The organism is Paenibacillus doosanensis (assembly GCF_025060755.1).
Classification (GTDB): domain Bacteria; phylum Bacillota; class Bacilli; order Paenibacillales; family NBRC-103111; genus Paenibacillus_S; species Paenibacillus_S doosanensis.
This window is the reverse complement of record NZ_JANYUY010000081.1, coordinates 1-21,120: the sequence shown is the minus strand read 5'-3', so window position 1 is coordinate 21,120 and position 21,120 is coordinate 1. Positions and strand designations below refer to the sequence as shown.

20 protein-coding genes and 1 pseudogene are annotated in these 21,120 nt (G+C 53.2%); 6 read left to right on the top strand and 15 right to left on the bottom strand.

Translation table 11 applies throughout. The annotated features are described in order from the left end of the window. Positions 1-104 precede the first annotated feature (104 nt). Positions 105-374: a hypothetical protein gene (locus tag N0M98_RS32105; protein ID WP_259620318.1), complete on the bottom strand. Its 270-nt coding sequence runs from the start codon at positions 372-374 to the stop codon at positions 105-107. Positions 375-613: 239 nt separating this feature from the next. On the opposite strand from N0M98_RS32105, the gene N0M98_RS32100 reads away from it, so the two are divergent. Continuing rightward, positions 614-817 carry a hypothetical protein gene (locus N0M98_RS32100; RefSeq protein ID WP_259620317.1) on the top strand — a complete coding sequence of 68 codons (204 nt, stop codon included), beginning with the start codon at positions 614-616 and terminating at the stop codon, positions 815-817. Between the two features lie 85 nt (positions 818-902). Here N0M98_RS32100 and N0M98_RS32095 read toward each other — a convergent pair whose 3' ends face one another. The 4 genes from N0M98_RS32095 to N0M98_RS32080 all read right to left on the bottom strand — a co-directional run bounded on the left by N0M98_RS32095 (position 903) and on the right by N0M98_RS32080 (position 6,183). Beyond that, a complete protein-coding gene (locus N0M98_RS32095) occupies positions 903-1,784 on the bottom strand; it encodes a carbohydrate ABC transporter permease (protein WP_249865724.1) in 882 nt (293 codons plus the stop codon). Positions 1,785-1,811: 27 nt separating this feature from the next. After that, entirely contained in the window at positions 1,812-2,765 is a 954-nt protein-coding gene (locus tag N0M98_RS32090) for an ABC transporter permease (RefSeq protein WP_259620316.1), read from the bottom strand. Positions 2,766-2,868: 103 nt separating this feature from the next. Next, on the bottom strand, positions 2,869-4,413 hold the full coding sequence (locus tag N0M98_RS32085; RefSeq protein WP_259620324.1) for an extracellular solute-binding protein: 1,545 nt from the start codon (positions 4,411-4,413) through the stop codon (positions 2,869-2,871). 240 nt (positions 4,414-4,653) lie between these two features. Continuing rightward, on the bottom strand, positions 4,654-6,183 hold the full coding sequence (locus tag N0M98_RS32080; protein ID WP_259620315.1) for an extracellular solute-binding protein: 1,530 nt from the start codon (positions 6,181-6,183) through the stop codon (positions 4,654-4,656). 137 nt (positions 6,184-6,320) lie between these two features. Between N0M98_RS32080 and N0M98_RS32075 the strand changes: the two genes are divergently transcribed. Further along, positions 6,321-8,633 (top strand): AraC family transcriptional regulator, encoded by a 2,313-nt coding sequence (locus N0M98_RS32075; RefSeq protein WP_259620314.1) that lies wholly within the window; start codon positions 6,321-6,323, stop codon positions 8,631-8,633. Between the two features lie 128 nt (positions 8,634-8,761). Here N0M98_RS32075 and N0M98_RS32070 read toward each other — a convergent pair whose 3' ends face one another. From N0M98_RS32070 to uptA, 5 genes and pseudogenes are all read right to left on the bottom strand, one after another. Next, a complete protein-coding gene (locus N0M98_RS32070) occupies positions 8,762-9,217 on the bottom strand; it encodes a peptidase M56 BlaR1 (protein WP_259620313.1) in 456 nt (151 codons plus the stop codon). A gap of 331 nt (positions 9,218-9,548) precedes the next feature. Further along, complete coding sequence (locus tag N0M98_RS32065) at positions 9,549-10,184, bottom strand: MBL fold metallo-hydrolase (RefSeq protein WP_259620312.1); 636 nt, start codon at positions 10,182-10,184, stop codon at positions 9,549-9,551. 12 nt (positions 10,185-10,196) lie between these two features. Further along, on the bottom strand, positions 10,197-10,763 hold the full coding sequence (locus tag N0M98_RS32060; protein WP_249865730.1) for a thioredoxin family protein: 567 nt from the start codon (positions 10,761-10,763) through the stop codon (positions 10,197-10,199). 444 nt (positions 10,764-11,207) lie between these two features. Then, positions 11,208-11,759, bottom strand: coding sequence for a nuclease-related domain-containing protein (locus N0M98_RS32055; protein WP_259620323.1), 552 nt, complete (start codon positions 11,757-11,759; stop codon positions 11,208-11,210). After that, positions 11,739-12,341, bottom strand: a pseudogene (gene uptA / locus N0M98_RS32050) (undecaprenyl phosphate transporter UptA); the annotation flags it as partial. The gene N0M98_RS32055 and the pseudogene uptA, both read right to left, overlap by 21 nt. Positions 12,342-12,606: 265 nt before the next feature. Here uptA and N0M98_RS32045 point away from each other — a divergent pair. Then, positions 12,607-13,074 carry a cupredoxin domain-containing protein gene (locus tag N0M98_RS32045; RefSeq protein ID WP_249865731.1) on the top strand — a complete coding sequence of 156 codons (468 nt, stop codon included), beginning with the start codon at positions 12,607-12,609 and terminating at the stop codon, positions 13,072-13,074. Between the two features lie 194 nt (positions 13,075-13,268). Next, complete coding sequence (locus tag N0M98_RS32040; protein ID WP_259620311.1) at positions 13,269-13,583, top strand: dehydrogenase; 315 nt, start codon at positions 13,269-13,271, stop codon at positions 13,581-13,583. 575 nt (positions 13,584-14,158) lie between these two features. Here the strand turns inward: N0M98_RS32040 and N0M98_RS32035 are convergent. Beyond that, positions 14,159-14,545: a VOC family protein gene (locus tag N0M98_RS32035; protein WP_249865733.1), complete on the bottom strand. Its 387-nt coding sequence runs from the start codon at positions 14,543-14,545 to the stop codon at positions 14,159-14,161. Positions 14,546-14,742: 197 nt separating this feature from the next. Between N0M98_RS32035 and N0M98_RS32030 the strand changes: the two genes are divergently transcribed. Further along, a complete protein-coding gene (locus N0M98_RS32030) occupies positions 14,743-15,507 on the top strand; it encodes a sulfite exporter TauE/SafE family protein (protein ID WP_249865734.1) in 765 nt (254 codons plus the stop codon). 117 nt (positions 15,508-15,624) lie between these two features. On the opposite strand, the gene N0M98_RS32025 is transcribed toward N0M98_RS32030, so the two are convergent. The 3 genes from N0M98_RS32025 to yyaC all read right to left on the bottom strand — a co-directional run bounded on the left by N0M98_RS32025 (position 15,625) and on the right by yyaC (position 18,518). Further along, on the bottom strand, positions 15,625-15,912 hold the full coding sequence (locus N0M98_RS32025; RefSeq protein ID WP_249865735.1) for a hypothetical protein: 288 nt from the start codon (positions 15,910-15,912) through the stop codon (positions 15,625-15,627). 223 nt (positions 15,913-16,135) lie between these two features. Continuing rightward, complete coding sequence (locus N0M98_RS32020; protein WP_259620310.1) at positions 16,136-17,944, bottom strand: ABC transporter ATP-binding protein; 1,809 nt, start codon at positions 17,942-17,944, stop codon at positions 16,136-16,138. Between the two features lie 19 nt (positions 17,945-17,963). Then, the gene (gene yyaC, locus N0M98_RS32015) at positions 17,964-18,518 is read right to left on the bottom strand and encodes a spore protease YyaC (RefSeq protein WP_259620309.1); all 555 of its coding nucleotides are present in this window, start codon (positions 18,516-18,518) and stop codon (positions 17,964-17,966) included. Positions 18,519-18,669: 151 nt separating this feature from the next. Here yyaC and N0M98_RS32010 point away from each other — a divergent pair, with 151 nt between their 5' ends. Beyond that, entirely contained in the window at positions 18,670-19,899 is a 1,230-nt protein-coding gene (locus N0M98_RS32010; RefSeq protein WP_259620308.1) for a glycosyltransferase family 2 protein, read from the top strand. A 450-nt stretch (positions 19,900-20,349) separates the two neighbouring features. Here the strand turns inward: N0M98_RS32010 and N0M98_RS32005 are convergent, their stop codons facing one another. After that, on the bottom strand, positions 20,350-21,027 hold the full coding sequence (locus N0M98_RS32005) for an aspartate/glutamate racemase family protein (RefSeq protein WP_259620307.1): 678 nt from the start codon (positions 21,025-21,027) through the stop codon (positions 20,350-20,352). Positions 21,028-21,120: the final 93 nt, after the last annotated feature.

The window sequence follows — 21,120 nt, the reverse complement described above, 5'->3', positions numbered from 1 at the left end:
CTGTGAAGCCACCCCGCGAAAGGCTCCTTACCCTCACCCGTTAAAGTAAGGAGCCTTCCCATCATGGCAGGGGTCCCGCGCTATCGCCGCAGGAGCCTACTGTGTCATTTGCAGGTGCCGCGCAAGATGATCACGAGCAGGATGTACAGTACGAGAATTGTGCCAACCGATGTGACCCATCCGCCCCCTGTTTGGCAGCAATGACCATGATGGTGTTTTTTCGGCTCGAAAATGTTGATTTCCTCGTAGGTGGCGTGCAGGTTGATCGGAGCGGCTTGCATTGGGAAGTTCATCGGCGGCATTGGCATTTGCATAGCAGGCGAAGTCATGGGCATTGACGGCATTGGCATTGGCATAGGTTTGAATTTATCCATGTGAGACACCTCCGTTAATGTAGGGCGTGTTCCTATCGAACACATCAACAGTCTATGGAGATTTACCCATCACGAACACGGTATTCACCCATATGCGCAAAATTGGACGTTAGCCCGGCAAAAAACCAGTACAAATGCAGTTTCGTACAAGCAACTTTTGGGAACGCAGTGCGTCAAAGTAATTGATAAATATTTCCACTAGCGAGGGATAGATATTTTGTCCTTAGGAGGGAAGCTTAATGAACAACACTCAGCAGGAGTCGCAGCAGCGCATAGCTGCCGAGCAGGAAGCCGATTATACAAACCCGCTGCCAAGCGGCGGACATCATAAAAAAACGGATTTCGGTTCCGTGCCTTCTCCTATCCGTTATTTCGGGTATTTCTTCTTTACTTCCGCCACCGTGATGCTGGTAATCGGCGTCGTGATCCAATGGTTTAAATAATTTTCGGTTTAGTAAGCGCTGTCAAGCCAATAAGCCTTAGCCCTCTAACCCCCGGACTAAGGCTGCTCTTCAGCGCTGTGCCGGATCACCCTTTCACGGAGCCGACCAAAGCGCCTTTGGCGAAATATTTTTGCAGAAACGGATATACGATGAGAATTGGAATGGTCGAAACCATAATGACGGCCATTTTGATCGTTTGCTCCGGCGGCTTGACGAAATCGTCCCCGAAGCTGGAAGTATCGGCGCTGAACGCGCTCGCAACGATAACGATTTGACGAAGCAGCACCTGGATCGGCCACTTGTTCGCATCGTTCAAATACATAATGGCGTTGAAGTACGTGTTCCAGTAATTGACCGCGTAAAATAGCGAGATGGTCGCGATAGCCGGCAGCGAGAGCGGAATAACGATGCGCAGCAAAATGCCAAAGTCGTTGCATCCGTCGATTTTCGCCGACTCTTCGATCCCCTCGGGCAAATTCATAAAGAAGCTGCGCATAATAATCAGGTTGAACGCATTGACGGCCGTAGGCAAAATCAGCGCCCAATACGAATCGACCAGGCCCAGCTCCTTGACCACCAGAAACGTCGGGATCAGCCCGCCGTTAAACAGCATCGTGAAGACGACGAGGAACATCAGCACGCGGCGGCCGTCCATATCCCGGCGCGTTAAACCGTATGCCATAAGGCAGGTAAGAATCATGCTGACCAGCGTTCCAACCAGCGTCACGCCGATAGATACGCCGAGTGCTTTGTAAATCGCATTGGTGGACAAAATATATTGATACGCTTTGATGGTGAATTCCGTCGGAATCAAAACGAACGGTTTCCGCGCCATCTCCTCTTCCGTCGTGAAGGAAGCCATGACGACGTGCAGAAACGGGAGAAAGGTGATGAGCCCAATGACGGCCAGCAGAACGACGTTGCCGAGGTCGAACATTCTGCCGCCGAGCGTCTTATCTTTTACCATGGGAAGATATCTCCTTTTCTTCTGTTCTTAATAGATGCCTTCCTCGCCGAATTTCTTGGCCAGTTTGTTGGACATAATGACCAGGAACAAGCCCACGAACGATTTAAAGAAGCCTACCGCCGTACTGAAGCTGAATTGTCCTTGCTTCAAGCCGACCGTGTACACGTAAGTGTCCAAAATTTCCGCTATGGGACGGTTCATGGAATTGAGCAGCAAGTATACATGCTCGAAGCTGAGATCGAGAACGTTGCCTATTCTAAGAATGAGCAGGACGACAATAACACTGCGGATCGACGGCAGCGTAATATGCCAAATTTGCCTGAACCGTCCGGCTCCGTCCATTCTTGCCGCTTCGTACAGCTGCGGATCGATGGAGGCGATGGCAGCCAAATAGACAATCGTTCCCCAGCCCGCTTCCCTCCATACGACCTGGGCGATATACATCGGATGAAACCAGGCCGAATCGAGCAGGAAATTGACCTTCGACAAGCCAAAGTAGACGAGCAGCTCGTTAATGATCCCCCCGTCCATCGTCAGCATTACGTAAGAGATCGAGACGATAATAACCCATGACAAAAAATGCGGCACGTACACGATCGTCTGAACGAGCCGCTTGAAAAATTCACTGGCTACCTCATTGAGCATAACCGCCAAAATGATCGGGACCGGAAAATAGAAAACGATATTGTAGAGAAACAGCACCAGCGTATTGCGGAAAATGTTCCAAAACTCGCTGTCGGTAAACAGCTTTTCGAAATGTTTAAGCCCGACCCAGTCGCTTCCCGTAATTCCTTTGTAGGGCATATAATCCTGGAATGAAATAATCAAGCCGTACATAGGAAAATATTTGAAAATAAGGAAATAAACCAAGCCCGGAACAACCATCATATACATATAGCGGTTGCGGATGAGCCTCTTGACCAGGTCGCTGTTCGTTTTGGCGGACTCCACCGCTTTAGGCCGAGCGGCAATATTGCTCATAGATTATGCCTTCCTCTCTTTCCTTAAAATCTGCGGATTCTTGTGATGGCTTATAATAGAGAAAGGCTCCCGAACCTTCAAGGAGCCTTTCTCTTGCTGCCGTTTACTTGCCGCCGCTTGCTTTGTAAGATGCGTTATATTCTTCCATGATTTTGGCTCCGCCTTCATCCTGCCATTTCTTCACAGCCGCTTGGAAGCCGGCTTCGTCGATATTGCCCAGCATGAATTTGTACGTAGCGTCTTTAATGATATCCTGCAGCCTTGCGCCTTTTTCGTTAAACGTTTTGGAATCGAGCGGCACGGTAGGATCTTGCAGCGCGAATTTGACTGCGTCGTTGGACAGATTGACCGCTTTTTCTTGCGCTTTCAGCGTATATTGAGTCGGCAAAATGTTCGTCGTATCGGCCAAAGCTACCGTCAAATAAGGCTTCTGTTCTTTTTCCTTCAGCTTCTCGTCTGTGCCCGGCTGCACCTTGCCGTCAACCAGCGTGTAGTGAGAGCCTTCTACGCCGTATTTCAAGAGATTAGCGATTTCAGGGCTGAAGAATTTGTCAAAGAACGCCAAAATTTGTTTCAATTCTTGCTCCGATTTCACGGACGATTTCGGGAATACGACGAGCGTACCGAAGCCTGGAATGCCCCAAGTGGTCGGTTTGCTGTTGAATTCGCTCGTAAATTGGTTCAAGACGTCATACTGAGCTTCTTTCACGTTTTTCGACGTTTTATCCTGAATAGTCAGCACGTCCTGCATAGAGCCGATGTATACGCCCGCTCTGCCCGTGTACATCATGTTTTGCTGATCCGTTTTACTTGTAACCGGGAAGTCTTGGTTGATCAAGCCTTCGTCGCGCAGCTTCTTGATGAATTTCATCGTATCCATGTACCCTTTGGTCATGAATTCAGGCACCAGCTTGCCGTCGGTAACGCCCCAGCCGTTCGGAGTGTTGAAGTAGGAAGACAGCGTCTTGAAGGAGCCGTAGATCAGATCGTTGCGGTCGGCAAGGCCCAGCGTTTTACCGCCTCCGGCCAAATCCGCTTCTTTAAACTTTTTCATCATATTGTACAGATCGTCCACGGTTTTCGGCTCGGGCAGGCCCAGCTTATCCGCCCAGTCTTTGCGGTAAATGACGCCTTGACGGGCAATCGGTCTTTCTTGGTACAAGGAATAAATTTTTCCTTCGACCGCTGTGTTTTTCAGAACGTCCGGGTTCAGCTTGCTCAGGTTCGGATAATCTTTCAAATAAGGCCCAATTTCCCAGAACTGTCCGTTCTTGATCGCATCGCGCAGCAGCACGAAAGAGGATTGGTTTTTCAAATAAGCCGCTTGCGGCAGCGAGCCCGTTGCAAAGGCCGCTTGGAATTTCTCATCGTAAGAACCGTCGGGAACCCATTGGAACTCGAGCTGGGTGTTCGTTTTCTCTTCCAGTATTTTCTCGATCCTATCCGAAGGAACTTCCGGCGTGCTCAAGTTCGCCATAATCGTCAGCTTGAGCGGCCCTTCGGTTTTAGCGGCTCCAGCGTCTTTGCCGGCCGTCTGGGCGGCTCCGCCGTTATCCGTTTTGCTGCCGCCGCATCCTGCTAAAATAGCCGTTGCCGCCAATACGGCCGCGCAGGCCATACTCGTTCTTTTCACGTACTTTGGATTCATGTTCAAATGCATTCGACCTCCGATTTATTTGTTTATGTTTTTTGTTTCTGGAGCTATCATATACCGCGAAACCGATTACAACTACAATCATTGACTCACAAGCATCGCCGAAGCCCGCTAGAATCAAGGCTTTATCCCTATCCCCCCGACTAAGGTTAAATTCTGCATATCGCTAAATATAGCGCTTTCTTGACAAACGTCGTCATTCGACAACAAAAAAACCGATGGACCCTGAGGTGCCTATCGGTTTGAGATTTGTTTATATGCTTCGTTATATTCCTTAATGATGTCCGCGCCTCCCCGGCTCTCCCACGCGGCGACCTCGTTGTAAAATGCGGCCAGATCGATTTTGCCGAGGATGTAATTGAAGGTGGCGTTGGCGATAATATCGGACAGCTCCGCTCCCCTCATATCGTAGGTCGGCGACGATAAACCCTCCGTCCGATCGCGGATCAGCATGCTCTCGTTATCCTTGGTCAACCGATTCACTTCAGCTACCAGCGGGGCTTCGAGCTCATCTTCCGGTTCCAACAGGTTTTCATTGTCCATCCCCGCAACAACCAGCGAGGTTAAAGGCAGCACATCCGTATCGTAACGCAGCTTCATTTCCTCCGTAACCGACACTTTGCCTTGCTTCAGCTCGTAATGCTTGCCTTCGATGCCGTACTGCAATAGATTAGCCGGCTCCTTGTTCAGACTCCGGTCGAAAAAGCCGAGAATGCTCCGCAGCTCCTCTTCGTTCTTAATCGCCTTTTTGGAAAACAGGAACACCCCGCTGTAGCCCGGATAGGACCAAATGCCCTCGCCTTTCGGCCCTTTGATCCGGTTGATCAGGACGAGCTCCGCCTGCGGCTCGAATTTGCGCAGCTCGCTGAGCAGCCTCGGAGCGTCCGCCAAATTGCCGATGAAACCGCCAGCTTTGCCGTTTATGATCATATAACGCTGAATTTGCTTGCTGGTCACGGCGAAATCTTTGTTTACGATCTGCTCGCTGACCAGCTTTTTCATGAAATTCATCGTGTCCGCGTATTCCTTGGTTTTGAAATCGGGCACCAAGGCGCCGTCCTGAAGCCCCCAGTTGTTAGGAGTGCCGAAATAAGAGCCCAACGTCTTGAACGCGCCGTACGTCAAATCGCCCCTGTCGGCGATACCCAGCGTATCCTGGACGCCGTTGCCGTCCGGATCGTCCGTCGCGAACCGCTTCAGCGCCTCGTACAGCTCGTCCGTCGTGCGCGGCGCCTGCAAATGCAGCCGGTCCAGCCAATCTTTGCGCAGGATGACGCCCTGCCGCGACGCCGGCCGCTCCGTGTACAGCGAGTAGATTTTACCCTCTACGCCGGTTTCGTTCAAAATCGACTTATTCAGCTTCTTCAGATTGGGATAAAATTGGAGATAGGGACCGATTTCCCAAAACATGCCCGAGCGGATCGCATTTTTCATATAAACGTAGTCCGATTGATTCACATAGGTAACCTGCTTGAGCGAATTGGTCTGCAAAGCGTTGATAATCTTGTCCCGGTAATTGTCGTCGGGAATCCAGTCGATCTCCAGCTTCGCCTGCACCGCCTGCTCGACGGCGCGGAGCATATCCGGCGGAGGCGCCTGATTCTGGTGCAAAGGGATCATGAGACCGATCGTCTTGAAATCGGAATCCCGGCCGTCCGCCCGCTCGTCCTTCTCCTTGCAGCCGCCCAGCAGCATCGCAACGAATAGCGCCATGAGAGCGATTGCCATGACCTTCGCGCTTATGCAATTCAACCGTCCTCTCACGCCCGATCCCCCTCCGGCTTCCACTTTTGACTCCATTATACATGAAAGCGGTTTTGTATGAAATCATTGCCCAGGCCGCATCCGATTGTTACAATAAAGCTGTCGTATGTCGAATACGCGTAAACGGAGGAAAGCGGATGCAAAAGTACAGTTATCTTACCAAGCTGATCATGTTCGGCTGCATCTTATGCACCGTTCCCGTGATTTTTTTCGGAATCTTATCCTATTTGCAATCCTCCAACGAAATTCAAAAGCAGGTGAACCGCGGGCAAATCCAACTTTTGACCCAGATGAACTCCAATGTCGAGCAAATCCTCCGAACGATCAATCATGCGTTCGATCAGCTGGTCAATTCCCCTGTGATGGCCAAAGTGTTAAGCGAGCCCTTCACAGCGGACGATTTTATGCTGTACAAGGATTTGCGCAAAGAAATCAGCAATACCCAGTCGTTCTATACGAAGGTCGAGGACGTCGTCATCGTTAATATTAAGCAGGACTGGATGATTAAAAATTCCGGTTTCTATACATTCAGCGATTATTTGCATCATTTTCAAATCGCCAATCAAATGCTGCTGCCAAGCTCGGCTTCCTGGGTGCTCAATCCGAGCATTTGGTTCTACAGCGAGGAAAAGGCGAATGCGGCGGCGTGCCCGTATACGATCAGCCTTGTGAAGAAGCTGCCGGATCAAAGCCTGGACAAATACGGACTGGCGTTCACCAACCTGACCACCTGCAGCCTGGCCGAAATATTGAACTATACGCCGCGGGAATCGGAAACGATTATGATTCTTGACGATCAGGAGCGCATTTTGTTCCACTCCGATCCCGGAATGATCGGCAAATATGCGATCAACACCGAATTTATCAAAAAACCGTCCGTCCTGTCGCAATCATCCGGCCAATACCAGACGGAAGTCGACAAGCAAATGTATACGGTTACGTATTTGCGCTCCTCCTATAACAACTGGATCTACTTATCCGCTATTTCGATCGATAGCCTGACTCAGGATTCGAAGCAAATCGGGAGGAATACGCTCGTCGTCTGTCTTATCATCGTCGCCGTGTTCGTCATCATTTCCTGGCTTGGCTCCAGGCAAATGTACAACCCGATTGAGCGTTTAATGCGAGAGGTCGGAGGCAAAGCGCCGGGCGGGGGCGGCAAGCGAAGCAATGAATTCGATATTATCAGCAGTCAGGTTCAGGATTTGTTCCAGTCCAAAAATAAGCTGGAGAAGGAAGCGCAGCAGCATTTGCAGCAGGCGCTGGCTTATTTTCTGATCAAAATGTTTCAGGGAAAAGTGCGCCGCGGCGATCTGATGGAAAAAATGGAACAGTTCGGCTTCAGCGGTATATTGTCGGAATGGAAGATTATCTCCGTCATTACGCTGCAGATCGATACGCTGGAGAATACGCGCTACGGCAAGGAAGATTTGGAGCTGCTCTTGTTCGCCATCAACAATATTATCGAAGAGATTATTCCTGCGGGCGTCCGTCTGCCTCCGGTCTTCATCGAGCAGACCCAGGTGACGATGATCGGCGGCGACCAGCCGGCCGAGGAGTTTAACGGCTTTATGTTCAAGCTGACCGAGTCGATTCAGCAAACCGTGCATAAGGTGCTCGGACTCGAAATCAGCATCGGTATCAGCCTGCCGTTCACCGACCCGAAGCTGGCCTCCGTCGCTTACCGCGAAGGATTGGAAGCGCTCAAGCAGCGCATTCATCTCGGCGGTCAGTTGATCATTTCTTATGCCAACATCAACGAAGGCAAGCATCAGTTGAATCTGGACTACCCGTACTTGACGGAAAGCGAGCTGCTGGACGCCATACTGCTTGCCGACGAGGACAACGCCAGACAATATTTAAGCAACTTTATGAAAATTATTTTCAAACACGAGATGCCGCCTCAGGAATACCAGATTTCGATGGTTCGTTTGTTTACGAGCCTGATGGTTTCGATGCAGGAATCCGGGGTGGCCCTAAACCAGCTCATGCCAAGAGGCAGCTCGTTGTACGAAGAGCTGAACGCGCTGCAAATGACGACCGAAATTGAGGAATGGTTCTGGGTGCGCGTTATTTCGCCTTTGATCTCCATCTACAGGGACCGCCAAAATTCGCAGTATCATAGCATTTCGGAGAAAATCATCGACATGATTCACAAGCATTACGATACCGATCTGACCATCGAGCAGTGCGCCGCCCAATTGCATTATAACGCGAATTATTTAAGCGGCATTTTCCGTAAAGAAACGAACACCACCTTCAGCGACTATTTATCGGCTTACCGGTTCAACATGGCGAAAAAATGGCTGACCGAAACGGATATGACTATCAAGGACATTGCGGAACGACTGCGGTACTTGAACTCGCAAAATTTTATCCGCTCCTTCCGCAAGCTCGAAGGCGTCACGCCGGGACAATACCGCGAATCGTTCCGCAAGCGCGGCCAATGACGCCCGCTCCCGCGGCCCAAGTCGCATGGCCGTAAACGGCGTTGAAGCTGCGGGTCCATCCATCCGCAGGCAGGCAACAACAATAAGCTCCCTCCGGCCGCCATGAACAGGTTGGAGGGGAACTTCATTTATTTCCCATTCTCAGAAGAAGCCCCGAGCTTGAATTGACCGATTACTTTCTTCCCGTGCACATCGTACAGCGGAATTTGACGTTCACTATCCGAATCCATAAGGGTGATTGCTTCCTCAGGTGTTCTTGGCATATCACCTCGCAAATCTGTGGATTTCACGTATCCCAAAGTTCCGTCCATGCCATAGGCTTTAATTAAATCCGGTTCCGTGTCTGAAAAAGCAGCGTCCAGTCCCGACCCGTATGATTGCCCGTTCTCATTCGTCGGGTATTCATGGGAGCTGTAATGGCTTGGAAAATCAGGGGCATATGTATGAATTTGATTATTAGCTGGCTTAGAGCCGTTTGCCATTGTTACGATCACGATGCCTGTAATAACAATGAAACAATAAATCCACATTGGTTTAATCCGCACAATGTTCACCTCTTCGTTTCTGAAGTTTGTTTGTTGCACAATTCTCTCCCCGTTACTGTAACATTAACATAAAATATCGTTTTGAGACGTAACAGGTCAGTGATACGTTACTGACATTAGCCTGAGGTGAGTCTAACGAGCAGGCGAAGGTACAAGGTTGATTATAAAAATCAACAGCTGAAATCGGCAACTGGCTTGAGGAGGGAAAGACAATCAAAATAAACATCAACTCCGATTCCGGCGAAGCTACCAAATAAATGTTCGGATTGAAATGAAGCGAAAAAAGGCCGAGTCAGAAATCTGAACTCGACCTTTCGTGATTCATTATATACGGGGTGCGTCAACGATTCATCAAGCAAGCGCTATCTGCCTAAACGTACGGGTTGTTCTCCTTCTCGTAGCCGATCGTCGTTCTGGCCCCGTGCCCCGGGTAGACGATCGTCTCGTCCGGCAGCACGAAGAGCTTGTCATGGATCGAGTCCATCAAGTCTTCGCCTCTGCCTCCGGGGAGATCGGTACGGCCGACGGATAAGCGGAACAGCACGTCGCCGCCGAACAGATGCGGTCCGATCAGGAAGCTGACGCTTCCCGGAGAATGGCCCGGCGTGTGCTTCACCTTGATCTCAAGATCAAGCAGCTTCAGCACTTGACCTTCGTCCAGCGCATATTCGGCCGGGTCCGTGACGATCGGCTCGCCCAGCTCCGGCCATTTGGCCGATCCGTTGTACTTCGGATTGGTCAGCCAATCGGCCTCCGCGTCATGCAAATAGACCGGACAGCCTTTCAGCTTGCGGATTTCGTCCACGCCTCCGATATGATCGAAGTGGGCATGCGTCAGCAAAATCGCTTCAACCTGCATTCCTTCGATCCGCTTCATCAGCGGCTTCGGATTCATCCCCGGATCTATAATAATCGCCCTATTCTCCTCCGGTCTCGACAGCAAATAGGCATTCGTGCCGAGCGGCCCAAGGGAGAACGATTCTATTTTCAGTCCTTCTAGACTCATCTTCACTCCACCTTAAAACGTCGAAAGAAGGTCGCGCAGTTCTTTGACGATAACGGCCTGATAGCCGGTTCCTTCTCCGTACTGGCGTCCCATTTCCTGGCGAGCCGCCTTGATTTTTTCGTCGTAATCCGGCGCGCTGCGGTCCGGGTTCTCCTGCTTGAAACGGGTCATAACTTCCTGCACATGCTTCGGACGAGGACCCCAATGGCCGAGCACATGACCGCTGAAATCGGTGAAAATAACGATCGGGATCGCTTCGCCGCCGCCCGTCAGGAATTGAGCCATAACGTCGGGATGTTCTTCCTTGATCAGTACTTCTACCGGAATACCGGAGTTTTCCAGAGCGCGAAATACGGCAGGAACGTTGCGGACAACATCGCCGCACCAATCCGCCATCAAGATCAGGCAGCGCAGATCGTCGCGGTTGTTGAGTGAGTCGAAAAACTCCTTGTCATCCTCATTGTCCCAAGCAAAACTGTCATACCATTCCACAAATTTCTCCTGGTTCTTCGTCATGCCGTCGATGAACTGCTGCGGCGTCAGGCCGGTGCGGAGCTTTTGAGCCAAATTGGTACTCATAATAGTAAGTCCTCCTTATGGGTTGGTATAATATTCATTTTATATAAAAAAGCAGAGCTAGGCAATGCAAGGATATACCGCGAGTATGCAGAAGCGCGGGGGAAAGGCAGCCGTCGCCATGCGGGAACCGTCCGGAGCATCGCAGCGTTCGCCTTTGTCCCGGGGACTACGGAGATCGGAAGGCATTTCCGCATGTGCATTTTGCGAATTTCACCCGGCTCCCCGGTGAACAAATCGCCCAAAAGTGACGTGATGCTCTGAAGCTTATTCCGTCCGCATCCAGCCTAAGCTGGATCGGCGTCTAACCCTTCCTCTGGGATCGTTCTATGGGTAGACATTCCTTTCGGGGGAGACCCCGGATTTCCACAGGATATGGCTGCGCATCATTTCCTAAACAACCAAAAAAGCCCCGACTCTAATTTAAGAGACGGGGCTTTTGCTTCATTACCGGTTGCTGCGCTTGCTGCTGCGGCTGTTCTCCTTGATCAAGCTCTCGATCGCGGCCACTTCCGAAGCGGTAAGCTGCGGCTTTTTCGGTTTATAGGTTTTAATGAAATGCGCCAGACGATCCAGCTTCAGCGTGGTGAACGCCGGGCTTTTGCCGATAATATTGCTGCTCGGATGGGTAAAGCAGAGCACACCTACCAGCTCCGGGTTCAGCTTGGCCGAACGGAACAGCTCCTTAAGCACATGCTCATGACGGTACAGCTGCGCCGTCGGGTCGCCTTTATGCCCGTCCTTGCTGCGTTCGAGACCTTGCGAGGTGAACTCGATATCGCCCGACCAATGCTTGGAGTCGATATGGAATACGCCGTTCGGTCCGATGACGATATGGTCGAATTCCTGAGCGCCGCCGCCTGCGTGCACATAACGGCTGTTCAATACGCGATACTCGCTGCCGATGTACTTCAACTGATGGGCCGTGTTCTGCTCTCCCTCATCTCCGTAATGATTGCCGCCTTTGCCGCCTTTTCCGCTTTTACTTTTCCGCTTCACGAGCTTGAAGAGCACATACAGCACGGTCAAAGCGACCGAAGCAATGATGAACGGCTTCGTATACTGGGACGCGTAATCGTCGATATTTTCCCAATTCGAGCCCAGCTTGCGTCCCAAGTAGACGAATAGAACAGCCCACGGGATCGTCCCCAGAGCGGTGTAGAGCAGAAACTGCCAGATCGGCATCCGGGCCATCCCCGCGGGGATGGAGATCGCTTGTCTGACCACGGGGATGAACCGGGCGGTAAATACCATGCCGGCGCCGTACCTCTGAAACCAGCCTTCGGCTATATTAGTGTAACGTTTTTTCAGCAATATATATTTTCCGTATTTGTCTACGAACGGTCGTCCGCCGTAACGGCCGATCCAATACAAGATCATCTGCTGGATAATGCAGCCCAGCGTGCCGAAGACGACCGCGCTCAGGAAGGAGATGTTCCCTTGCGGCAGGGTGGTCAAGTATCCTCCATAAGAAAGCACAATTTCACTTGGAATGAATTCAAGCATTAAGCCGATCAATATTCCCCATACGCCCAAATCTTGAATAAAAGTCAACGCGCTGTGAATCAGATCCTTTAACATTCTTCTCCAGCCTCTTCCTCTCTCCCCGGGCAAGCCCGACTTGTCTTTATCTATCCTATTCTATCATAGATCCGTTCATTCCAACCAGCTTGCATGAAGAGACAAGCCGGAGCATACAGTAGTACAAACCCGGGCGCGTGAAAAAAGCCGACAGGCGCATCCGAAAGCATCTTCCGGTCGCTGTTGAAATCAGAACCGCCCTTGTAGAGAACCGAAAGGATGCTTCATGCTTCGGCAGCCTCCTATCCAGGAAAGGTGGAATACCATGAGCAAAATATTCGTAGTCAGCAAAAAGCAGCTTCGGCAGTGGGCGATCACCCTACTGGTTATTCTTGGAGCTTTGGGCACGGCTTGGTATTGGGGCTACAGCGAGCCCAGAACAGCCAGCAGCCCCACCCCCGCACAAGGGGAGGCGCGGACGATTCATATCGTCACGGGCGAGTTCAAATCGACCGGCCCCGACGGCAAAGAAATCGAAGCGTACCGCTGGGACCCCGGTACGATCCATGTACAGCGCGGCGAGCTTATCCGCCTTAGCCTCTACGGCGTCAACGGCGCCAGTCATCCGTTCATTATCGACGGCTTGAACATTAAGGGCGAAGTGAAGAAAGGCAAGGAAACGGTCGTCTTCTTCCAGACCGACACTCCCGGAACATACCGGATCGTCTGCCTGTCCCACCCGGACATCGCGCATAAAGGACCGATGGTCGGCTATATCGTCGTTGATGCTTAACTCTTGATTGCGCGGCTCCTGCCCGGCTTTATCTGCGCCGAGGCGGCATATGTGCACGCAGGTTTCCGGCCCTGTCGCTCGACGTGAAGAGCGCGGGGCTTTTTGCCGTTTGCCGCGGATTTATCCGCGGGCCGACAGGTTCCTCCCGCTCCGCTCCCGCATACCATACCATTAGGAAGGAGTAGGTGAACATCATGAATCCTGCAAATCAAGTCAAGCATAATCAGTCCTATCCCACGGCGCGAAAAATTCGGCGGGCTTGCGTCAAGGAATTGTATCGCGCCCGCAAAAAAATCGGCAAATGGATCGCTCCCGAGCTTGTGGAGCAAGCCGATGAGCTGTATTACAAAAAGGTGCTGCTGAATCTGCCATGGATCGTCGAACACAACAGCAACCGCAAGCTGCTCGCCGATTGGTGGGATGAGAACGTATGTCCCGAAATCGCTGAGCTGTGGTCGGTTGAGCCCGCCGTCCTGGCCAAAGCGTTCCGCGACTCGTTCGGCGGCTGAGGTCTCAGACACAGCAGTCGAATCGGCGGGCACTTCCGGCTCGGGAGCGGAGACGCCGCTGCGCCGTGCGGATCATCCGCCCCGGGAGGCATCCGCGGTGGCCGTCCTGGCCGTTCCCCTGCATTTTCGCCTTTCGGCTGCTCCCGTTAAACCGCCTGCCCCTTTGCTTCCAGGCGATTTTACCGTCCGGCCATATTCCGTTTCCCGAAACTATATTACGTAATTGCCAGTGAAGGCGATGCAAAAAAAATCCAGACCTTCATCTACACGAACAAATCCCCCAAAAGCCATCCATGCCGCCGACGCGGCACCACAGACAATGGAAATGGGGTACCAAGAGTAATTTCCAGGGTAGTGACGTGATGCTCTGAAGCTTATTCCGTCCGCATCCAGCCTCAGCTGGATCGGCGTCTAACCCTTCCTCTGGGATCGTTCTATGGGTAGACTTTCCTTTCGGGGGAGCCCACGGATATCCACAGGATATGGCTGCGCATCATTTCCTAAACAATAAAAAAGCCGCAGGAAGCCTCAGCTCCCGGCGGCTGTTTGCATCTTTACAACTCCTTGGTCCCTAGCTACTTCGCGGCGGGCTGAAAAAACTCCAGACGCTCTCCGTCCGGACCGAAGAAGAAGGCGATCAGATCGCCGTCCAGAATGGTGCGCGGCTGCTCGTCCATCAGCTTGACGCCGAGTCCTTTCAAACGATCGATTTCCGCTTGAATATCGCTGACGGTGAAGGCAATATGATGCACGATCCCGTTATCAGACTGCCCTTCTTGACCGCGGCCTACAAGCTCGATCTGAATATGCTCCGAACCCGGGAACGCAAGGAAACCGAGTTCCGCTCCGTCGGCCAGCGCAACCCGCTTCACCAGGTTCAAGCCGAGAACCTCCGTATAAAATCGGATAGAAGCATCCATGTCCTTAACCATAACGCCGATATGCTCCAGCTTATGAATCATCCTAATCGCACCTTTCCCTTCTTATAAGCAGATTAGTAATACGCTTGAAGAATATCACGGACAAGCCGATTAGGCAATCCGCCATCGGCATACGCCCCTCTTTTTGGCACGAAATGGGGATTGTAGAAACTTGTCGAATTATATATACTTGTCCTATTCTTACCCCGGATTGAAAGAATAGAAGGAGAATTTACTTCATGGACTGGCCCTCGCTGGATATGCTCTTGTTTTTAATTACGGCCGGATTTGTCGCAGCATTTATCGACTCGGTCGTCGGAGGAGGCGGGCTAGTTTCTTTGCCTGCCCTTCTGCTGACGGGTATGCCGCCGAGTCTCGTACTCGGTACGAATAAGCTTGGAGGCACGCTATCCTCCGTAACAAGCACCTTATCGTTCCTGATTTCCGGCAAAATTAACGGCAAACTGGTGCTCGCCTTATTTCCGCTATCCTTTGTCGGTTCCGCCCTGGGCACCTACGCAGTGCATTTACTGCCGTCCGAGTTCCTCAAGCCGCTCGTCGTCGGCCTGCTCGTCATCGTGCTGATTTATTCGCTGCTGAAGAAAAACTGGGGTGCCGAAGCCAAGCCCCGGCCGCTGACCGCCGCCACCCGGATTGCCTGCGCCGTGTGCGCGTTCGCGCTCGGCTTCTACGACGGATTCTTCGGTCCGGGGACAGGCTCGTTTCTGCTGTTCCTGTTCCTGCTGCTCGGCTTCGATTTCGTCGGCGCCTCGGCTAACGCCAAAGTGCTCAATATGGCCAGCAATATCGCAAGTCTGGCCTCCTTCTTCGCGCTCCGTTCGGTACATATCGGCTACGGGCTCCCGATGGGCATCGCGATGATAGCCGGCGCCGTGCTCGGCTCAAGGCTGGCCATCCGCCACGGTTCCCGTTATGTCAAACCTTTATTCGTCTTTGTAACGACGATACTGATCGGCAAGCAAATATGGGATTTGCTGCACTAAACCGCAAACGGCTTTCCGGCTTCTTTCTTGCGTAAGAAAGAATATGCCGAAAAGCCGTTTTCTTTGGCATTGCATTCATCGCTTCCTCCATGGCCTCAAAGCTTCACCCTCCAGGCGTTAACCGCAAAATCCAATGATGGAGCTTACATAATGGCCGCCGACGTGGCGTATCTGATTTTTCAGAAACTCTCTCCTCGGATCATCGGCAATCCAAGGATCGTTTGCAGTGCGCGCATCTTCCCACAAGCATTCCACGCCTTTACCCTCCGCGGTCCCCGCGAACATGCTGCAGCCCTTGCAAAACTTCTCCTTCTGCTGCTCGTCGAGCTTGACTACTTTATTGCGAAGACAGCAATAAATATGCCCGTCTTGATCCATGTAATTAATATGATTAATCATTCCCATCCGGTTCACTCCTTCAGTCGTACTATGAAATGTAATAATTATTATATAGAGCGACTGTTAAATGTATGAACCCATTTTATTAAGCTTTTATGTGATTGCGCCGGTCGCCGGAAACCGGGTGTCCCAGGCAGAGAGAGCGGAGCGCTCGCCGTCCGGACGCGCAAAAGGCAGGCGCGGGCTCGCCCGGCCTGCCGTGTACGTTTCATTCCGATGGAAGATAAGTCTAGCCAAGCGCTTTGGAAAACTGCGTCCGGTACAGCCGGGCGTACAATCCGTCCAGTTCCAGCAGTTCTTCGTGGCGGCCGTTCTCCATCACCTGTCCCGATTCCATCACGATAATGCGGTTTGCGGACAATATCGTCGACAGCCTGTGGGCAATAACGAGCGTCGTGCGCCCGCGCATCAGCTCGTCAAGCGCCGATTGGACGTAGGCTTCCGATTCGGAATCCAGATGCGAGGTCGCTTCATCCAGCACGAGAATGCGCGGATTTTTCAGAATCGCGCGGGCAATCGCCAGTCTCTGACGCTCTCCCCCGGACAACCGGTGGCCCCGCTCGCCGACCATCGTATCGTAACCTTCCGGCAGCGACATGATCATGTCGTGAATGTAGGCCTGTCTACAGGCGTCCTCCAGCTCCTCTTGCGTTGCGTTCTGGCGGGCGAACAGCAAATTCTCGCGAATCGACGCATGAAACAGGAACGATTCCTGCGTAACGAAAGCTACTTGCTCGCGCAGCGACTTAAGCGTCACTCCTTTGATATCATGACCGTCCAGCTCGACCGATCCCGAGGTCGGATCGTACAGCCTGCCGAGCATCCCGATCAGCGTCGATTTGCCGGCCCCGCTCGGACCGACGATGGCGACGACTTCCCCCGGGAGCGCCTCGAACGAAACGTCGGTCAAAGCATATTTGCCGGGCTGGTAGCAGTATGTCACATGGCGGTACTCGACCCGCCCCTCTACCGCCGGCAGCGTCCGGGCGCCGGGCAAATCGTCGACCTCCGGCTCCATGTCCTGATACTCGAAGATGCGCTGGAACACGCCGAGCGCGGTCGCCACCTCGACATGCAGATTCAATAGCGTGCTGACCGGCCCGTACAGACGGCCGAGATAAGCGGTGAATGCGACGATGCCCCCGATCGTCATCGCCCCTTCCACGACGTTCCAGCCGCCGTACAAATAAATAAGCGCCGTTCCGATCGGTCCGAGAATGCCGAGCACCATCCCGTACCAGCGCCCGACCAGGTTCAGCTTCAGCTCCAAATCCATCACTTTCTGATTCAGCTCCGCGAACTGCTTCTCCTGACGCGGCTCCTGCTGAAAGATTCGGGTGAGCAGCGCTCCCGATACGCCGAATATTTCCCCGAGCTGGGCGGACATCTCTCCGCGTACCCGCTGCGTATCGCCTCGTAAACGCTTACGAACTTCGGAAACTTTACGCACCGGCAGGATGAACAGCGGCAAAATGATCGTTGCCAGCAGCGCAAGCCGCCAGTCCAACGCGAACAATATGCAGACCGTCGTCAAGACGATGACGGTCTGCGTGACGGCGGAGACGACGATGGTCGTCACGACGTTTTGCACGGCGAGCACATCGCCGGTCAGCCGCTGAATGATTTCGCCCGATTTGGCGTCGGTGAAGAAGCCCATGGACTGCCGCTGCAAATTGGCGAACAGCGAACGCCGCAGGTCGCGCATGACGCCTTGCCCTACTTTCGTATTCTCATGGTTTTGCCATACCCCGAGCAGACCGCTCAGCAGCGGCAGCAGCGCCATGAGCCCGACCATTTCGAGCATCAGCGCTTTATTCCCCTGCGGGATCGCTTTATCGATAATCTCCTTCATAACAAGCGGCGGAAACAAGCCTATGACGGCCGATAATAAGGCCAGCAGCAATATCGCCGACAACTGCCAGCGATAGCCGCGAAATAATCCGTAAATTCGTCTGACCGACACTTCCTTCAGCGTCGCCTTGCCCCTATTCTGCAATATTTGCCGGTTCCCGGCCTCCCATCGCATGGCTTCCTTCATCCTTCGTCCTCCCGTATAGTTAAGTTATTTTCCGTTCCTTGGCCGGCGAGAGCGGAAATACACGCTTAATCGCGCTTACGATCTCCTTCGCCATCGTCATGACCCGGTTCAGCGACGTGCTCTGCAGCGTCGAATACTTTTGCCCGCCGTCTACGTTCACGATGCCCGCTATCGAATAATCGCCTACCGCCGGCAGCTGCTTGCCGAGCGACTTGCCCGGCTCCATCGGCTGGTTCGACACCTGATAGCTGGCTACCGAGGCCGGCTGCCCGAGACATGCGTCAATGGCCAACACCTTGAGACTCGGCGGAATTTCGGCCAGCCGCTCAATCATATTGCTCGCATCGAGCGGACGGGCGAGCGTTCCGATCACATGGGGGTAGCCGGCTTCCTCCAGCATCGTTCCTACCAACGGGCCGAGCGCGTCCCCCGTCGACCGGTCCGTCCCGATGCATAAGAACAGCATCGACTGCCCTTCAAACTCCGATCCTTTCCCGCGGATCGATTGCAAAAATTCGGCCAGTTCAGGTCCTTTGACTTTTTTGCGTATAAGCGGTGCTGCCTCCCCGTTCATGGCCGCGATCTCCTCCTTTTGCTTCCCAAACTGCGAAACTTTTCCTTATTGTAGCATTATTGTAACACAGCCAAGCGAAGATTTGTTGTACCAGCCGAGCCCATGTTATAATGCCAAAAAAATGATCTGCCAAGAGGACGGGATCAGACGTATGATGCTGATGAAGCTGCTTTCCATTATTACATTGTCCTATTGGATCGTTATGCTCTGGGACACGCTGCGCTCGCGCCGCCTCATGCTGCGCTTGCCGCACGCGCCTCCGGATGCGTTCCCCGGGGCGCCTCCGGACAAAGCGGCCGGCCCGCTGCACTTCGCCGCCAAGCAAGAGCTCCCGCTCGTCTCGGTCGTTATTGCCGCCAAGGAAGAGGAGGCTTCGATAACGGAGACGGTGCGGCATTTGCTGAACCAGACGTATCCGCGGCTGGAGATCATCGCCGTGAACGACCGTTCCCAGGACGGAACGGGCCGCAAGCTGGAGGAGCTGCGCAGATGGTCCGAAGGCAAACGGCATATTGAAGTGCCGCTGACCGTCATTCATGTCACTACGCTGCCAGCGGGCTGGCTCGGCAAAAATCACGCGCTGTACCAAGGGTATAAGCAAGCGCGCGGCCAGTATGTGCTGTTTACCGATGCGGATGTCCTGTTCGCTCCCGAAACGGTAGCCGATGCCGTCCATTATATGAAATCCGGCGGAATCGATCATCTGACCCTTGCGCCGAATATGGCCGTAAGCGGCTTCTGGCTGCGGGCGTTCGTATCCTATTTTTTCTTCACGCTAAGCTTGTATATTCGGCCTTGGAGAGCGAACGTCGACTCCCAGCACAAAAACGGCATGGGCGTGGGCGCCTTCAACATGCTGACGCGCCAAGCGTACGAGGCGATCGGCACGCATCAGGCGTTCGCCTTGCGTCCCGACGACGATCTCGTGCTCGGCAAGCGGGTGAAGGAAGCCGGACTGCGCCAGCGGCTGGCTGCGGGAGGAGAGCATCTCGCCGTCGAATGGTATAAAAGCCTCGGCGAAGCGGTCAAAGGACTGGAGAAAAATTTGTTCTCCGGCTTTCACTACAAGCTCACGTTGGCTGCTGCGGCGGCAGCGGGTCAACAGCTGCTGTTCCTCTTTCCTTTCGCCGCCGTATGGTGGGCGGGAAGCTGGGCGGCTCCGGTCTATGCGGCTTCCGTTGCCGTCATGTTCGCGGTATACGCCCTGCTGCTTCGTTCCCTGACAGGGCGCGTCGGCGCTGAAGCGATTGCGCTGCCGCTCACCGTCTGCCTGCTGATCTACATCGTAATCCGCTCCGTCTGGCTGACGCTCCGCCAGCACGGCATTTATTGGCGCGGCACCTTCTATCCGCTGGACGAGCTGAGAAAGATGCGCCGGTAAAACCGGACGAAGAGGCGGCGGCGGCCTTGACGCTCCGTCCGCTGACCGCTCGAGGTTTTCGCTCGGCCGATTTTGTCCGCCTTAGTGAATTTGCAGGCTATATTGTGGTAAAATGATAGAAAAAAGAACGTAAGAGGCTTTAAGAGAGCCGGGCGTTCGCTATACTAAGGAGAGCTGACCATGACCAATTTGACCAATAGGCAATTTACTTATGCAGCCGGCGTCGTGCTGCTGACGTTTTTACTTATCGTCGCCTATCAGCATATCCATTCCTAAGCATACGATTTCCCCCATCAGACCTCATATATTCTTTTTACGTATATACTATAAGTCGACACGGCAATCCGTGTCTTTTTTTGTGGCTATGCGCCGGATAAAGATGACAAAAACGAATCGGGCCGCGACGCATGACCTTTGCGGTCGTCTCGTCTCGGCCCTGAACCATTTCTTTTAAGCGTGATCCATACCGCCGCGCGGCCTCGGACGAAGCGGCAGCTCTCGGGCCATCGCTTCCGTCAGCGCCCCGAGCGGCTCGCCGATAACGGCTCCGCTCCGCTCCGCCGCCTGTCGGGCCGCCGCGGCCATAGACAGCTGAGCGGCCCATACACGCGATTCCCGGTGCCGCTCGGCAAGCCGCGCCAAGCCTTCGCTTACCGCTTTAAGATAAGCGTCCTTATCTCCCCGCATAAACAGCTCGAACGTTCCCTCCAGCAGCTCCGTCTTCAGCGGCCGATCGATCCCTCTCTGCCTCGCGTAGGCTTGCCAGCGCTCCGCGGTGCCCTGAACCGTAGCCGGATTGGTGAAGACGAGCAGCGGCGGCTGCGCGCTCTCCCCCATAGCGGCAAAAAGCGGATCATCGATCTTGATGACCGGGACGGGAGAACTGTACTGCTGCGGTATATGCGCGGTAAAGAAGGTGCAGGTAATCAAAATCGCATCTACGCGGCTTGAGCCGATCCAGTGAAGCATGCTTGCCACCTTCTCCGCCGACTGTTCCGGGGTCCAGCCGGGATCGGCTTTGCGCCGGTCCAGACCGGGATCGACGAAATGAACGAGCTCGGCGTCATAAGGCTCCAGCGCATTATGTATATAATCCTGAATTTCGAAAGTACTGCGCATTAAAAACATAAAAAGGGCTCCAAATCTTTGGTAGAATGGTGTTTGTCCAGGACAACATCACCCAAAGAGAGGAGCACCTTTTAGGTGAAGTCTACCACACCG